Here is a 17182-nt window from a genome sequence, read left to right as displayed (position 1 = left end):
CCCCTCATTTGAGGGGTTTTTATTAACAGAAACTTACCGTACTTAAGCAAGACCTTTAGACTTTAAAACTTCGTACATAGTCGAGCCTAATTCAGCAGGACTACGGGTATAGGCCATACCGGCTTTTTCAAAGGCAGCGAATTTCTCTTCTGCTGTGCCTTTACCACCCGAAATGATTGCGCCTGCATGTCCCATACGTTTACCTTTTGGTGCAGTCACACCCGCGATATAACCGACAACAGGCTTAGTTACATTCGACTGGATATATTCAGCCGCTTCTTCTTCTGCTGTACCACCAATCTCACCAATCATGATGATCGCTTCAGTTTGCGGGTCGTCTTGGAACAGCTTTAAGCAATCAATTTGGTTCATGCCCGGAATTGGATCTCCCCCAATACCGATACACGTCGACTGACCTAGACCCAGCTTCGTGGTTTGCGCTACAGCTTCATAGGTCAGAGTCCCTGAACGCGAGATAATGCCGATTTTACCCGGCTGATGAATATGCCCCGGCATAATACCGATCTTACATTCACCCGGAGTAATAATCCCTGGACAGTTCGGACCAATTAGACGTGCATTGTTACCATAGGTTTCTAGGTAACGTTTCGCTTTTAGCATATCAAGTGTCGGCACACCTTCCGTAATCACAACGATCAGCTCTACACCTGCATCTATAGATTCAATAATTGAATCTAGGACAAATGGTGCAGGTACATAAATCGAGGTTGCCGTTGCACCCGTTTCACGCACCGCTTCTTTCATGGTATTAAATACGGGTAGATTCAAATGTTGTGTGCCGCCTTTACCCGGAGTCACCCCACCGACCACTTTTGTGCCGTAAGCAATTGACTGTTCAGAATGGAATGTACCGTTTTTACCGGTAAAACCTTGTACCAATACTTTGGTGTCTTTATTAACTAATACGCTCATGATCTCTACTCCCTTAGCCTTTTACCGCAGCAACAATTTTTTCTGCAGCATCAGCCAAGCCATTTGCAGAAATCAATTTCAAACCTGATTCATCAAGTAATTTTGCACCCAACTCTGCATTGTTCCCTTCTAAACGAACAACCACAGGTACAGTCACATTTACTTCTTGAACCGCTGCAATAATTGCTTCAGCAATCATGTCACAACGTACAATCCCACCAAAAATATTAATTAATACACCTTGCACAGAACTATCCGCCAAAATGATTTTAAAGGCTTCAATTACGCGTTCTTTGGTCGCGCCACCGCCGACATCTAGGAAGTTTGCAGGTTGACCACCATAGAGTTTAATGATGTCCATGGTTGCCATCGCTAGGCCAGCACCATTGACCATACAGCCAATATTGCCTTCTAAGGCAACATAGTTCAAATCAAATTCTGATGCTTTCAGCTCACGCTCATTTTCTTGCGTTTTATCGCGTAGTGCTGCGATTTCTGGTAAGCGATATAAAGCATTTGAGTCGATACCAATTTTTGCATCCACACATAAAATTTCGCCATTTTCACGTACGGATAACGGATTAATTTCAAATAAAGCAAAATCATTTTCAATAAATGCTTGATAAGCCGCAGACATGATTTTGACAAATTGATTCACTTGACCATCTTTTAGATTTAATGCAAATGCCACTTCACGCGCTTGGAATGGCAATAATCCAACTAGAGGATCAACTTCAACTTTAATAATTTTTTCAGGCGTTTCTTCTGCAACTTTCTCAATTTCAACCCCACCTTCAGTCGATGCCATAAAGGTCACACGACGGCTAGAACGGTCAACTACAGCACCTAGGTACAATTCACGCTCTACTGGATAAACATCTTCAGATACCAAAATACCGCTGACGGGTTGACCTAATGCATCTGTTTGATAAGTGACTAAGCGTGAGCCGACCATTTGGTTCACATAATCAGTGGCTTCTTGTGCAGATTTTACGACTTTAACGCCGCCTGCTTTACCACGACCACCTGCATGCACTTGGGCTTTGAGTACCGCAAACTTACCACCCAGTTGCTCAAAAGCTTTGACTGCTTCTTCTGCGGTAGTTACAAATACGCCTTCTTGGACTGGCATACCATATTTTTTTAATAACGCTTTAGCTTGATATTCGTGTAGATTCATTGAACAACCTTTTACTCTTTCTTCGCTTTGTTATGACCCATTAAAGCCCAGACATCCGTCAAAGCAGCTTTAACCTTTTTAAATCTTAAAATATTTCTTATCTTTATTTTTAGATGATTATTCAAATTAAAACAACCATCTGAAACAAAAAAGAGCGGCCTAAGCCGCTCTTTTTACATCTTATTTACGTTTACGCTGAATCGCGTGAATTGCACGTCCATCGACTGCAAGTGCAGCTTCGTGAACGACTTCAGAGAATGTCGGGTGACCGAAAGTCATTAACTGTAGGTCTTCAACACTTGATACGAACTCAAGTGCGATCATACCTTGGTGTACGATATCAGACGCTGCAGGTCCAATCACGTGCATACCGAGTAGACGATCTGTCTTCGCATCAGCAACAAACTTAACAAAGCCTGCGTTTTCACCAGCAGCCATTGCACGACCATTTGCAGCGAAACCAAATTGACCTGTTTTAACTTCGTGGCCTTTTTCTTTCGCTTGCTCTTCTGTTAAACCAACCCACGCCGCTTCTGGGTGTGTGTAAATTACAGAGATGATAGTGTCATAGTTCACTTGAGCTGCATGACCGTGGATACGCTCAACAGCCATTACGCCTTCTTCCATTGCTTTATGTGCAAGCATTGGACCACGTACCAAGTCACCAATTGCATATACACCTTCAACTGAAGTTGCACACCAATCGTTTACTTCAACTAGACCGCGCTCAGTGAGTTTAATGCCTGAATCTTCAGCCAATAAACCTTCTGCATATGCTTTACGACCCACACAAACGATCAATTTATCGAAAGTTTGAGTTTTGTCTTCGCCGCCTTGAGTGTACTTAACAGTAACTTCACGGCCATTGACTTCTGTACCAGCAACTTTAGCGCCAACACGGATATCAAGGCCTTGTTTAGTCAATACTTTTTGGTAATCTTTTGCCAAAGCCTTATCAGCCATTGGCAAGAATGCATCCATTGCTTCAAATACAACAACTTCAGAACCAAGACGACGCCATACTGAACCAAGTTCAAGACCAATGACACCCGCGCCGATTACGCCAAGACGTTTAGGCACTTCTGGGAACTCAAGCGCACCAGTAGAGTCAACAATAATGTCTTGGTCTACAGGAGCAACAGGAATATTTACCGGCACAGAACCCGATGCAAGGATTACATATTTAGGTTCTAAAATTTGAGTTTCACCTTCGTGAGATACAAACTCAACTTTCTTACCTGCAAGTAATTTACCTGTACCTTTTAACCATTCGATACCATTGCCTTTAAGTAGGCCATCAATACCCATTGTTAATTGGTTAACAATTTTGTCTTTACGATCAAGCAGTTTTGCAAGATCAAATTTCACTTCACCAGTCGTAATACCGTGGTCATCTAAGTGATGAACGGTATCTTCATAGCGGTGAGATGAATCAAGTAATGCTTTAGATGGGATACAACCCACGTTTAAGCAAGTACCACCTAAAGATGGTTTACCTTTATGAATACGTTTTTCAATACAAGCTACTTTAAAGCCTAATTGAGCAGCGCGGATAGCAGCTTCATAACCACCAGGACCGCCACCAATAACAACTAAATCAAATTGAGACATGTGTATCTCCAAAAATGGGCTTAGAGGATCGCTCTAAGCCCATTGCATTATTCTGAAGTATTAAAGATCAAGGATTAGCTTAGCTGGTTCTTCTAACAATTCTTTGATTGTTACAAGGAAGCCTACTGCTTCTTTACCATCGATTAGACGGTGGTCATAAGAAAGCGCTAAGTACATCATTGGCAAGATTTCAACTTGACCATTTACAGCCATAGGACGTTCTTGGATTTTATGCATACCCAAAATCGCAGTTTGTGGCGTATTTAAGATAGGTGTAGAAAGCAAAGACCCGAAAGTACCACCATTAGTAATAGTGAATGTACCGCCAGTCATGTCTTCAATACCCAATTTACCATCACGCGCTTTACCAGCGTATGCACGGATACCATTTTCAACTTCAGCATAGTTCATGCGGTCAGTATCACGAAGAACTGGAACTACTAGACCACGGTCGCTTGATACAGCAACACCGATGTCGTAGAAACCGTGGTAAACGATGTCATTGCCATCAATCGAAGCGTTTACAGCTGGGTAGCGTTTAAGTGCTTCAGTTGCCGCTTTAACGAAGAATGACATGAAGCCAAGACGTGCACCATGACGCTTTTCAAAAGCATCTTTGTATTGCGCACGCATTTCCATGATTGGTTTCATGTTTACTTCGTTGAACGTAGTCAACATTGCAGTTTCTTGAGTTGCAGCAAGTAGACGTTCAGCAACACGCTTACGAAGACGAGTCATAGGAACACGTTTTTCGATACGTTCACCAACAGCAACGCTTAATGGCGCAGCAGCAGGAGCAGCTGGTTTAGCTTGATGGTTTGCAACATCTTCTTTAGTGATGCGACCGCCACGGCCAGTGCCAGCAACGTCAGCAGCAGCAATGCCAGACTCAGTCAATGCTTTACGCACTGCAGGAGCTTGATCAGCAACAGGTTGAGCACGTTCAACAACAGGAGCAGCGCCCGCTTGAGTTTGCGCAGCAGCTTGTTCTACTTTCTCTTCTGATTGAACAGCTTGAGTTTGAGCAGCGCCAGAAGCAGCACCTTCTTCAAAAGTCGCAATCACCTCAGCAGAAAGAACTGTATCGCCTTCGTTTTTAACGATTGCAGAAATCGTACCGTCAGCAGGAGCTACAACTTCTAAAACAACTTTATCTGTTTCAATATCACAAATCACTTCGTCACGTGATACTGCTTCACCTGGTTGTTTGTGCCAAGTTGCAACTGTACCGTCAGCAACTGACTCTGGGAATACCGGTGCTTTAATTTCGGTTGCCATTATTAAGAATCTCCTGTTATTCAGCTACGATAGCTAAAGCATCATTTACGAGCTGAGCTTGTTGTTTTGCGTGCAAATATGGTGAACCACAAGCCGGTGCAGCAGAAGCTTCACGACCTGCATAACTAATACGAACTTGTTTGCCCGCTTTCATCACGTCGTCATAAAGACGCGGAGCGATGAATAACCATGCACCTTGGTTCTTCGGTTCTTCTTGAGCCCAAACCAATTCTTTAATGTTTGGATATTGTGCCAGAACTTCAGCAAGACGTGCTTCTGGATACGGATACAATTGTTCAATACGAACGATTGCTGTGTTGTTCAATTCTTTTTCACGACGTTTTTCAAGTAAGTCGTAGTAAACCTTACCACCACAAAGCACTAGACGAGTTACGTCTGATTTGTTGATGTTGTCGATTTCGTCGATCACAGTTTGGAATGAACCATTTGCAAGTTCTTCTAAAGTAGACGTTGCAAGTTTGTGACGAAGAAGAGACTTCGGTGAAGTCACGATCATTGGTTTACGGATTGGACGAAGTGCTTGACGACGCATCGCATGGTAAATCTGCGCTGGTGTAGTCGGTGTGATCACTTGCATATTTTCTTCAGCACATAGCTGTAAGAAACGCTCTAAACGAGCTGATGAATGCTCAGGACCTTGACCTTCAAAGCCGTGTGGAAGAAGCATAGTCAGACCGCATACACGTTCCCACTTAGTTTCGCCAGACGCGATGAACTGATCGATTACAACCTGTGCACAGTTTGCGAAGTCACCAAATTGCGCTTCCCAAATGACAAGGCTCTTCGGAAGAGTCGTTGCATAACCGTATTCGAATGCAAGAACCGCCATTTCTGACAATAATGAGTCATAAATAGCTGTACGTGGTTGGTTTTCTTTCAAGTTACATAATGGAATGTAAGTTGAACCATCTACTTGGTTATGAAGTTTTGCATGACGGTGTGAGAATGTACCACGACCAACGTCTTCACCTGTTAAACGAACAAGGAAACCTTCATCTAGAAGAGACGCGTAAGCTAATGTTTCAGCAGCACCCCAGTTCAATGGCATTTCACCGGTCTGCATTTTCAGACGGTCATCAATCACTTTAGCAACCTGACGTTGCATCACGAAGCCTTCTGGAAGCTCGCGCATTTTCGCACCAAGCTCTTTTAGACGTTCGATTGGGAAAGTGGTATCCCATTTATCTGTGTATTCGTGGCCTAGGTAAGGTTTCCAGTCCACAAACATTTTTGTATTTGGCTCAAGTACCAACGCATTTGCAACGTGTTTACCTGCTTCAAGATCAGAACGATACTGTTCAACCATTGCATCAGCAGAAGCGCGATCAATAACACCTTCTTGTACAAGCTTGTCAGCATAAAGCGTACGTGTAGTCGCTTTTTTATTGATGATTTGATACATCATTGGCTGAGTTGCAGCTGGCTCGTCGGCTTCGTTATGACCACGACGACGGTAGCAGAACATATCGATTACAACGTCTTTACGGAATGTATGACGGAAATCGTGTGCCAATTGAGAAACAAATAATACAGATTCAGGATCATCACCGTTCACATGGAAGATCGGTGCTTGGATCATTTTCGCGATGTCAGTACAGTATTCTGTAGAACGCGCATCACGTGGGTCAGACGTTGTGAAACCAACTTGGTTGTTTACAACGATATGAACTGTACCACCCACGGTATAACCGCGAGTTTGTGACATTTGGAAGGTTTCTTGGTTTACACCTTGACCTGCAAATGCAGCATCTCCGTGAACGATGATTGGTAATACATCATCACCACCGATATCTTTACGACGTACTTGACGTGCGCGTACAGAACCTTCTACTACAGGTCCAACGATTTCTAAATGTGATGGGTTAAACGCTAATGCCAAATGAACTTCGCCACCCGGAGTCATGACGTTTGAAGAGAAACCTTGGTGGTATTTAACGTCACCAGAGCCTTTTTTATGCAGAGATTTACCTTCAAACTCACCAAATAGATCAGCTGGGTTTTTACCCATGATGTTTACAAGAAGGTTTAAACGGCCACGGTGAGGCATACCGATAACCACTTCTTTACAGCCTACTGAACCTGCGCGTTGAATAAGTTCATTCACCATAGGAATGAAAGATTCACCACCCTCAACACCGAAACGTTTCGCACCAACGAATTTGTTACCAAGATATTTTTCTAGGCCTTCAGCTGCAGTTAGACGTTCAAGGATGTGTTTTTTCTGGTCTGCAGTGTAGCCAAATTGACCACGAGTACCTTCAAGGCGTTGTTGAATCCAACGTTTTTCTTTTGTATCAACAATGTGCATGTATTCAACACCAATCGAAGCAGTATAAGTTGCTTCCATTGCTTGAACCATTTCACCAAGTGTTGCTTCAGACTTACCGATTGCAAGGTTACCTGTATTAAATACAGTATCTAAGTCAGACTGAGTTAGACCGTGCGCAGCAAGATCTAGATCAGGCACGATTTCACGTTTTGCAAGACCAAGTGGATCTAATTTTGCGTTTTGATGACCACGGTTACGGTATGCAGCGATCAACTGTAATACACCGATTTGACGGCGTTCATGCTCAGAACTTACTGCACTTTGCACTACTGGCTGAACACGGCTTGAATTACGGCCTAATAATAGGAATTGCTCACGTACATTGCTGTGTGGTTGATCACCTTTCGGGAATTTATCGAAGTATTCACGCCAATCAGCCTCTACTGAGTCTGGAGCCGTTAGATACTGCTCATAAAGTTCTTCAATATACGCTGCACTGTCAGCGCTAAGTTCAGTGTCAAGACGCAGTGCGTCAGCAACTTCTTGCATTTGTGGACCCATTTCCTATTGCAAAACATTTCAGGATGCTTTTTAAGCGAACCCATGATTAGTAATGTCAAATTGGTAATATGACATTAGTCCCCATTAGGCTTAAGCCTTGAGGCGTTATCACTACATTAGGATTACCCAATGTGATTAATGAACAATAACGCCCTCAGCGGCATCATTACTCATTGAGAAATACCCGACATAAATCGGGCAATTTTTGCAAATCATCTTAGAAAAAATAAATTTTTCGCAATTACCTTTTCTAAAGCGACTTTATTAACATTTATATACCGTCTACAGCGCTTAAATTGTAGAAAAAATGTACCCAATTCAAAGTCATTTTTTACATATAGTGATACTTTAAATGCTAACACGTTCGAGCATTTTCAATTGATTTTTTTGACACATACCTCTCATAAATTAGCGAAATACACTGTTCGTATTTTCATCTATGATATGGTGCTACATATAAAATGATCTTTCAATTAAGACAAAAGTCTACGTTCGATTTTTACCTCATCTCATATACAAAAACAAAAGAGAGCTGACATTCCTATCCTCTCTCTTTTTACTACGTTACATAATAACATCTTCTAATCCTTTTGACAGACTTGAACGAGCGTTTCATCAATAAATAACCATTTATCTATCACTTTATACTTTTAATTCACTACGTTTCTATGAAATCCATTTATAGCACTCTGCAATGACAGCGAATAACTTTCACTATCATCATTTTTATATATGACAAAAAAAGCGCACCCAATGGTGCGCTTCTTTTTACTGCTAAATCTATTAACCAAGATCTAAAAGCATATTACGGATGTGACCGATTGCTTTAGTTGGGTTAAGACCCTTAGGACATACAGATACACAGTTCATGATACCTTTACAACGGAACAATGAGAATGGGTCGTCAAGACGAGCCAAACGCTCTTGAGTTGCTGTATCACGAGAGTCAATGATGAAGCGATATGCGTTCAACAATGCTGAAGGACCCAAGAACTTGTCTGGGTTCCACCAGAATGATGGACATGAAGTTGAACAACATGCACAAAGAATACATTCGTACAAACCATCTAAATGTTCACGCTCTTCAGGAGACTGCAAACGCTCTTTAGGAGGCGCAGGCTGATTGTTGATTAGGAACGGATGGATTTTATTGTACTGATCGTAGAACTGATTCATATCTACAACCAAATCTTTAATTACTGGAAGACCTGGAAGTGGACGAATTGTGATCACTTCTGGTAAGTCGTTTAGGTTCCAAAGACACGCCAAACCATTTTTACCATTAATGTTTACACCATCAGAACCACAAATACCTTCACGACATGAACGACGGAATGTTAATGATTCGTCTTGAACTTTTAATGCTAGAAGTGCATCAAGCAACATACGATGCTTATCAGTCAACTCTAGTTTAAAAGTTTGCATGTACGGAGCTGCATCCTTATCAGGATCGTAGCGGTAGATATTAAATGTACGAGTACCTCTACTCATCTTACTTCTCCCAATTAGAATGTACGTGGTTTAGGCGGAATAGCATCTACAGATAAAGGCTTGTAACGTACTGGTTTGTACTCAAGACGGTTATCTACAGAGAACCATAAAGTGTGTTTCATCCACTCATCATCACGACGACCGTATGGGTAGTCAGCATGATCAGGTGGTAATTCAAAATCTACCACTGTATGCGCACCACGACATTCTTTACGTGCAGCCGCAGAAATCAGTGTCGCTTTCGCAACTTCATACAGGTTTTCAACTTCTAGAGCTTCAACACGCGCTGTGTTAAATACTTTAGATTTGTCTTTCAAGTGAATGTTACGTACACGTGGTTCGAGCGCAAGAATCTGTTTCACACCCTCTTCAAGAAGTGCAGATGTACGGAATACACCAGCGTGATCTTGAACGATGTCACGGATTGCATCTGCAACTTCTTGAGCATTTTCACCAGAAGTTGATTCATCAAGATGACGAACACGATTCAAAGTTTTTTCAAGAACAGTTGTAGGAAGCGGTGCATATTCATCACCGTGGTGTTTAGTTACATAGTCAACAATATGTTCACCAGCAGCTTTACCAAATACAACCAAGTCAAGCAATGAGTTTGTACCTAGACGGTTAGCACCGTGTACAGATACACATGAACATTCACCAATTGCATAGAAACCTTTCACTGGTTTAGTGAAATCACGGTCACCCGCATTGTGTGAGTACACACCAGTTTCTTTATTGTAGTTCGCAACCAAAGCTTCAGTTTCACGAGATACAGGAACAACCACTTGACCATGAATATTTGTAGGAATACCACCCATTTGGTAATGGATTGTAGGTACTACAGGAATTGGCTCTTTAGTGATGTCAACGTTCGCGAATTTCTTACCAATCTCAAATACAGATGGAAGACGTTTCATGATTGTTTCAGCACCAAGATGCGTCATATCAAGCAAGATGTAGTCTTTCTTAGGACCACAGCCACGACCTTCTTTAATTTCTTGGTCCATAGAACGTGATACAAAGTCACGAGGCGCCAAGTCTTTCAGTGTCGGAGCATAACGCTCCATGAAAGGCTCACCAGCATCGTTACGAAGGATCGCACCTTCACCACGACACCCTTCTGTCAACAATACGCCTGCGCCCGCAACACCTGTTGGGTGGAATTGCCAGAATTCCATATCTTGTAATGGAATACCTGCACGAGCTGCCATACCAAGACCGTCACCAGTATTGATATAAGCGTTAGTAGATGCACGGTAAACACGACCAGCACCACCAGTAGCGAACAATGTTGCTTTACCTTGGAATACTGCAATTTTACCTGTTTCTTGGTCAATTGCTGTCACACCAAGCACATCACCCTCTTCATTACGGATCAAATCAAGTGCGATCCATTCAACGAAGAATTGAGTACCCATTTTCACGTTGCTTTGATAAAGCGTATGAAGAAGAGCATGACCTGTACGGTCGGCAGCAGCACATGCACGAGGAACTGGTTTTTCACCATAGTTCGCAGCATGACCACCAAACGGACGTTGGTAAATTGTACCGTCAGCATTACGGTCAAATGGCATACCTAGGTGTTCAAGCTCATATACAACTTGAGGCGCTTCACGAGTCATAAACTCAATTGCGTCTTGGTCACCTAACCAGTCAGAACCTTTAACTGTATCGTAGAAGTGGTAGTGCCAGTTATCTTCTTGCATGTTACCAAGAGATGCACCAATACCACCCTGCGCTGCAACAGTGTGTGAACGAGTTGGGAATACTTTAGTCAGTACAGCAACTTTCAAACCAGCTTGAGCAAGTTGGTAAGAAGCACGCATACCTGAACCACCACCACCAACGATGACTGCATCGAAAGTTAGGTGTGGAATATTTGTGTAATCTTCTTTAGGGGTTATAGCGCCCATGATATTTTCCTATCAATTTGCCCAAAAAATCTGGATCGCCCAGATCGCGTATGCAAATACTGCAACAATCACTGCAGAAGTCAGCACTAAACGCAGACCGTTTGCTGAAGGACCCATTTGACGAGTAGTCACATAGTCAGTGAATACTTGCCACATACCAATCCAAGCATGCGCAACAAGAGATAAGACAGACAATAAAGACATAATCTTCATTGGTGTTGTCATCATAAAGCCATACCATTGCTCAAAAGTGAATCCGCTATTGCAAAGGATCCAGCCCAGCACAACAATAGTATAAACAGCCAATACAACGGCACTTACACGTTGGATAAACCAATCGCGAGAACCTGATCCTGTTAAACCTGTAGCACTTTTCATTAGAGAACAATCCATACAAATGCTGCAACAATACCGATTGCAGACAAGATCAATGAAATAGTAGCTGCGATACGACCACTTTGAAGTTCTTCAGCAACGCCAAGATCTGCAAATAGATGCTTGATACCACCGATAAGGTGATAAATTAAGCCGGCTACAAATACCCATACGACAAAACGCACAATAAAGCTATCAAACACAGCTTGAACTTGCGCAAAACCTTCAGGTGAAGATAAAGATTTGTCTAAAATCCAAAGAAGGACCGGTACGAGTAAAAATACGATAACACCTGATAGACGGTGTAAAATTGATGCAATAGCCACAGGGGATTTTAAGTTTACGTCTAAAACTTGACCCATGGACAAATTGACAGGTCTGTTGCTTTTCACAGCGGGCATCCTGTAAGTAAAAACTCCATCCGGAGTTTGTTGGAATTAATTCGTAGGAAAGCTAGCATAGTCAGACATTACAATATAATAAACTCTGCAGCTGTCTGATCTTATAAACGACAGGGAATTATAAAACGTGAACTTTCAAAACACAAACGAAGACAATTAGGAATTTTGCAAAATATCCTTAAATAAGAATCATTAACAATAACTTTTCTAAAAACAAATACCTTATTTATCTAAGAAAATCATACTATGTTGTTGGTTTTAATCAGTTAAATGTAAATCTCACTTATTGTTTTTGTGTGTATATGGCGATTTAAACTTTTAGACTAAAGATGAACAAATCTAAATCTTTCTTTTCCCACTACATTTTAAAATCTTCCAACACATTCGCCAAGCCATAATCATAAAAATAAATGTGCATCATTTTCTCAAATAATAAAACTGAAAGATCATGAAACGAAATAAGTACTTAGTCTGTGCATAAAAATCTCAGCAACAGCAAATCTGTTTAATAAAACGCCATTTTTTACCTTTCCAATGACAAAAATGATCATTTACTAAGCTTTTAAAGGCGTTTAATTAACTATTTTTTAACCAAACGAACTTTTTTTTAAGTACGATTAAGTCGTTTTAATTATGAATAAGAAAAAAGCAATTTAGAGCCACAGATGTGTGTAAGTTACGAAAATTATAATAATTTAATGAAATAGCGGTCTTGTAATTCATATTTGTTTCAGAGTTTTTAAGAATTAAAAATTGCTTACAATTAAGGCAATAGGCTTTTTTTAATCTGCACCTCCCCTGCAATTTGACTTATTATACTGCGTCGGCACTGTGATTTTACTCATTTTTTAAGCGGATGAATTGTGCTTCATTTCAAGGAATGATCCTCAATTTATATCCATAAGTATAATTGACAAAATTTCAGTTCCCTCTAATCTTAGAGCAAATTTTTGATCTGTCTGATTCTCGCATTAAAAGATTAGTACTGAGTCAGATAAAACATTCACCAGGACAGGAGATCTATTGAATGTCTGAAGCAACTGGCAAAAAAGCCGTTTTACAGCTTGATGGCAAAGAAATTGACTTACCAATTTACAGTGGCACTCTAGGCCCAGATGTAATTGACGTTAAAGATGTGTTGGCCGCAGGTCACTTTACTTTTGATCCTGGTTTTGTCTCAACGGCTGCTTGTGAATCTAAAATCACTTTCATTGACGGCGGTAAAGGTGTTCTTCTACACCGTGGCTACCCAATCGACCAGCTTGCTACTAAAGCAGACTACTTAGAAACTTGCTACCTTCTTTTGAACGGCGAGCTTCCTACTGCTGAACAAAAACAAGAATTCGATGCTAAAGTTCGTAACCACACTATGGTTCACGATCAAGTTGGCCGTTTCTTCAATGGTTTCCGTCGTGACGCTCACCCTATGGCGATCATGTGTGGTGTTGTTGGTGCGCTTTCTGCGTTCTATCACAACGGTTTCGATGTTGAAAACATTGACCACCGCGAAATCACTGCTATTCGCTTAATCGCTAAAGTTCCTACTTTAGCTGCTTGGACTTACAAATACACAGTAGGCCAACCATTCGTTTACCCACGTAACGACTTAAGCTACGCAGAAAACTTCTTGTACATGATGTTTGCTACTCCTGCAGACCGTGATTACAAAGTTGACCCTATTCTTGCTAAAGCAATGGACCGTATCTTCACGCTTCATGCTGACCACGAACAAAACGCGTCTACTTCTACAGTACGTCTTGCTGGTTCTACTGGCGCTAACCCATACGCATGTATCGCTGCGGGTATCGCGGCTCTATGGGGACCTGCTCACGGCGGCGCGAACGAAGCTGTTCTTAAGATGCTTGACGAAATCGGCACTGTAGAAAACGTTGCTCCGTTCATGGAAAAAGTGAAAACTAAAGAAGTTAAACTTATGGGCTTCGGTCACCGAGTTTACAAAAACTTCGATCCACGTGCGAAAGTAATGAAAGAAACTTGTGACGAAGTGTTAACTGCACTTGGTATCAACGATCCACAACTTGCTTTGGCTATGGAACTTGAACGTATTGCGCTTTCTGACGAATACTTCATCAAACGTAACCTATACCCTAACGTAGACTTCTACTCAGGTATCATCCTTAAAGCGATTGGTATCCCAACAGAAATGTTTACCGTAATCTTCGCTCTTGCACGTACTGTTGGTTGGATTAGCCACTGGTTAGAAATGCACAGCGCACCTTACAAAATCGGTCGTCCTCGTCAGCTTTACACTGGCGAAACTCAACGCGATATCCAAGGTCGTTAATTCGAAAGAATTGTGCGAATCTAAAAACCGTCCCTTTGGGGCGGTTTTTTTATGCAGCTAGAATTATTTTGCGCTATTGAACAGCCCCATCTGACTGAATTTTCCAACTCAATCATTAGATAAAACGATGCATCACAAGCTATAAAGTATGGTGTATATTGCTGAATGTATTTTAAATCGCCATTTTCTAGAAAATCTCACACTGTTTCATCAGATAGCGTCATAAAAAAAGCCTAATTCCACGTAGAAATTAAGCTGTAAACAAAAGGTTTAAATATTGATGATGCTTTATTTTGGCTTATTGAGTTAGGCAACTTTTAATAAACAATATTTTCTAAGCAACCGTCTCATAGTCTGCCAAGTCCATATGTTTAAGACGCAGCTTTAACTGTTTCAGTGACCACGGCCAAGCTGCAAAATTACGTCCATTGGCATCTAAGTAATAACTCTTACAACCGCCACTATTAAAGACCGTAGTCTGTAAATGCGTCTGTACTTTTGCATTGTGATAGGCCAATACATTTGGCTTAATTTCAAGCCGTTGTATCTTCTCTTGTTTCATTTTTACCAAAGCATCAACGATATACCCAACCTGTGCTTCTGCAATCCCAATAAATGAGTCATAAACCAAAATATTTGGCCCAAGCACCAAGAAGGCATTAGGTACTTGCGCGATACTGGTACCCAAAAACGCTTCAGGAGAACTGTTTTTCCAAAGTTCTGACAATAACTCCCCTTTGGCATTTTTTACACGTTGCCCAATCGGCGGATGAGAAACTTCAAAACCTGTACCCCAAATAATGACATCGACTTCATGACGTTCACCATTCGCAGCAATAACAGTATTACCTTCTATTTCAACTAAACCATGTGGTACAAGTTCGACATTGGCTTGCTGCAAAGCAGGATAATAGTTATTGGCAAATAAAAGACGCTTACAACCAATAGAAAAGTTTGGTGTAACTTTTTCACGTAATTCAGCATCTTGAATTTGTGTTTTTAACAACTGACGACCCAAATAATTCACAGGCTCTAAAAGCAAAGGATTACGTAGTCCTAAATTAATACCATTTAATATACCGGCCACACTTTTGCGCCAAGTTTCTTGTACTGTTGGAAAGCGGGTAATGATGCCTTTCGCACGGTCATTCAGTGGCAAATCTGCTTTTGGCAATACCCATGGTGCGGTACGTTGAAACACCACCACATTTTTGGCAATAGGTTGAATCTGAGGAATAAACTGAATCGCAGATGCCCCCGTACCAATCACCGCAATACGTTTATCTTTTAAGTCATAGGCATGGTTCCATCGCGCAGAATGGAACATTTCACCTTCAAAGCTTTCAATACCTTTAATTTTTGGAATTTGAGGTTCAGTAATCGGCCCAGTGGAAAATATTACCGTTCTCGCCGTATACTTACCTTTGCTCGTCTCCAATTGCCATTGCTTTAATTCCTCATTCCATTCCGCTGCAATCAATTCACAGTTGAACTGAATGTTACGATAAAGCCCATGCTGCTCTGCCACATCCTCTAAGTAGTTCAGAATCTCAGGTTGCTTGGCAAATAAATGACTCCATTTATGACTCGGCGCAAATGAAAAAGAATACAACGCCGAAGGAACATCACATCCACAACCTGGATAGGTGTTGTCGCGCCATGTACCTCCCACACGATTGGCTTTTTCCAAAACCACATAATCGGTATAACCTCGTTCATTCATTTGATGAGCTGCAGCTAAACCTGATATCCCCGCACCAATCACGATGGTATCGTAGACACGCACTTGATTTTCTACGCTTGGTTTTTCTAGGCTAGGCTCTGACTCTGATTGGTCTTGTACTGCTTTTTTTGCTTTGGCAGAAGACCTTACAGTACGACGTGCATTAGTTTGCGTTGTTGCCTTTTTAGTTTGAGTTTTCTCTTGATCTAATGCTTTTACATCTTCGTCATGTAATTGTGTCGGCATATTCATGCTTTTGCTCCCGACTTTTTAATATAGTTGTTAAATAAGGGATAACCCACCCCCAATAAGCGGGTATAGGTTTGCGGGGATAAACGCTTTAACCACCAAAATAATTTGGCATCAGGTTGCGGAATGGTGTACAACTTCCCTGCATCTAAATTATTCAATGTCAAATTGACCACATCATGGCTCGTCGTAAATGCATGATTCATCAGCAATTGATCAGCCAAGCCTGAATATCGATTGGGCAAACGACCATTTTTCATAATATTGGTCGGCACCAAGGTTGGGCACAGTACATTCACACGGATATTTGCCAATCGGAGCTCTGCCGATAAAGTTTCAGACAATGCCAACACACTCGACTTCGTCACGTTATATGCTGTCATTTCTGGTGCAGCAGTATATGCCGCAGCAGAAGCAACATTAATAATCGCGCCGCCCTGCTTATTTTGTTTCAGCTTGGGTACAAAATAATGGCAGCCATGCACCACACCCCACAAATTGACATGCATGCACCACTGCCAGTCGTCTAAACTCAGCTCATCAAATTTACCACCCAGCCCGACACCTGCATTGTTGATCACCAAAGTCACAGCATGTCCCATCAACTGCTCGGCTTGCTCTGACAGCGATTTAACTTCTTCAGCTTTACCTACATCACACTGCACTGCATAAGCATTTGATGAGGTCATGGATTGAATTTGATCAACCGTTTCTTGCGCTGCTTCTAAATGAATATCGGCACAGACCACTGTTCCACCACGACGTGCCAACTCCAAAGCAAAGCTTCTTCCTATACCACTGCCTGCACCAGTAACCACCGCGTAGGCGTTTTCACTTGGCTTATTCTTTTTTCCAAATAGACCCATGGTTGT

Annotated in this window: 12 protein-coding genes; 1 reads left to right on the top strand and 11 read right to left on the bottom strand. The window is 41.6% G+C overall.

What is annotated here, in order from left to right:
- Positions 1–42: 42 nt before the first annotated feature.
- From sucD to sdhC, 9 genes are all read right to left on the bottom strand, one after another.
- Positions 43–933, bottom strand: coding sequence for a succinate--CoA ligase subunit alpha (gene sucD / locus AC25JC_RS05100; protein WP_180102605.1), 891 nt, complete (start codon positions 931–933; stop codon positions 43–45).
- Positions 934–946: 13 nt separating this feature from the next.
- Positions 947–2113 (bottom strand): ADP-forming succinate--CoA ligase subunit beta, encoded by a 1167-nt coding sequence (gene sucC, locus AC25JC_RS05095; RefSeq protein ID WP_078192988.1) that lies wholly within the window; start codon positions 2111–2113, stop codon positions 947–949.
- A 180-nt stretch (positions 2114–2293) separates the two neighbouring features.
- On the bottom strand, positions 2294–3724 hold the full coding sequence (lpdA, locus tag AC25JC_RS05090) for a dihydrolipoyl dehydrogenase (RefSeq protein ID WP_168379217.1): 1431 nt from the start codon (positions 3722–3724) through the stop codon (positions 2294–2296).
- Positions 3725–3784: 60 nt separating this feature from the next.
- On the bottom strand, positions 3785–5002 hold the full coding sequence (gene odhB / locus AC25JC_RS05085; protein WP_111884404.1) for a 2-oxoglutarate dehydrogenase complex dihydrolipoyllysine-residue succinyltransferase: 1218 nt from the start codon (positions 5000–5002) through the stop codon (positions 3785–3787).
- 16 nt (positions 5003–5018) lie between these two features.
- On the bottom strand, positions 5019–7841 hold the full coding sequence (locus AC25JC_RS05080) for a 2-oxoglutarate dehydrogenase E1 component (RefSeq protein ID WP_180092566.1): 2823 nt from the start codon (positions 7839–7841) through the stop codon (positions 5019–5021).
- Positions 7842–8636: 795 nt separating this feature from the next.
- The gene (locus AC25JC_RS05075; RefSeq protein ID WP_078189905.1) at positions 8637–9344 is read right to left on the bottom strand and encodes a succinate dehydrogenase iron-sulfur subunit; all 708 of its coding nucleotides are present in this window, start codon (positions 9342–9344) and stop codon (positions 8637–8639) included.
- Between the two features lie 14 nt (positions 9345–9358).
- Positions 9359–11257 carry a succinate dehydrogenase flavoprotein subunit gene (gene sdhA / locus AC25JC_RS05070; protein WP_078192991.1) on the bottom strand — a complete coding sequence of 633 codons (1899 nt, stop codon included), beginning with the start codon at positions 11255–11257 and terminating at the stop codon, positions 9359–9361.
- A gap of 12 nt (positions 11258–11269) precedes the next feature.
- Positions 11270–11635 (bottom strand): succinate dehydrogenase, hydrophobic membrane anchor protein, encoded by a 366-nt coding sequence (sdhD, locus tag AC25JC_RS05065; protein ID WP_078192992.1) that lies wholly within the window; start codon positions 11633–11635, stop codon positions 11270–11272.
- Complete coding sequence (gene sdhC / locus AC25JC_RS05060; RefSeq protein WP_078192993.1) at positions 11635–12033, bottom strand: succinate dehydrogenase, cytochrome b556 subunit; 399 nt, start codon at positions 12031–12033, stop codon at positions 11635–11637. The genes sdhD and sdhC overlap by 1 nt, the downstream gene beginning before the upstream one ends.
- Before the next feature lie 1027 nt (positions 12034–13060).
- Here sdhC and gltA point away from each other — a divergent pair.
- Complete coding sequence (gltA, locus tag AC25JC_RS05055; protein ID WP_078189909.1) at positions 13061–14338, top strand: citrate synthase; 1278 nt, start codon at positions 13061–13063, stop codon at positions 14336–14338.
- 334 nt (positions 14339–14672) lie between these two features.
- Here the strand turns inward: gltA and AC25JC_RS05050 are convergent, their stop codons facing one another.
- Entirely contained in the window at positions 14673–16313 is a 1641-nt protein-coding gene (locus AC25JC_RS05050) for a flavin-containing monooxygenase (protein ID WP_486923577.1), read from the bottom strand.
- On the bottom strand, positions 16310–17176 hold the full coding sequence (locus AC25JC_RS05045) for an SDR family NAD(P)-dependent oxidoreductase (RefSeq protein ID WP_486923576.1): 867 nt from the start codon (positions 17174–17176) through the stop codon (positions 16310–16312). Before AC25JC_RS05045 ends, AC25JC_RS05050 begins: the two co-directional genes overlap by 4 nt.
- Positions 17177–17182 lie beyond the last annotated feature (6 nt).

It is taken from the genome of Acinetobacter sp. P37 (genome assembly GCF_057480965.1).
The sequence above is the reverse complement of the archived record's forward strand: the minus strand, read 5'-3'. Positions and strand labels throughout refer to the sequence as shown.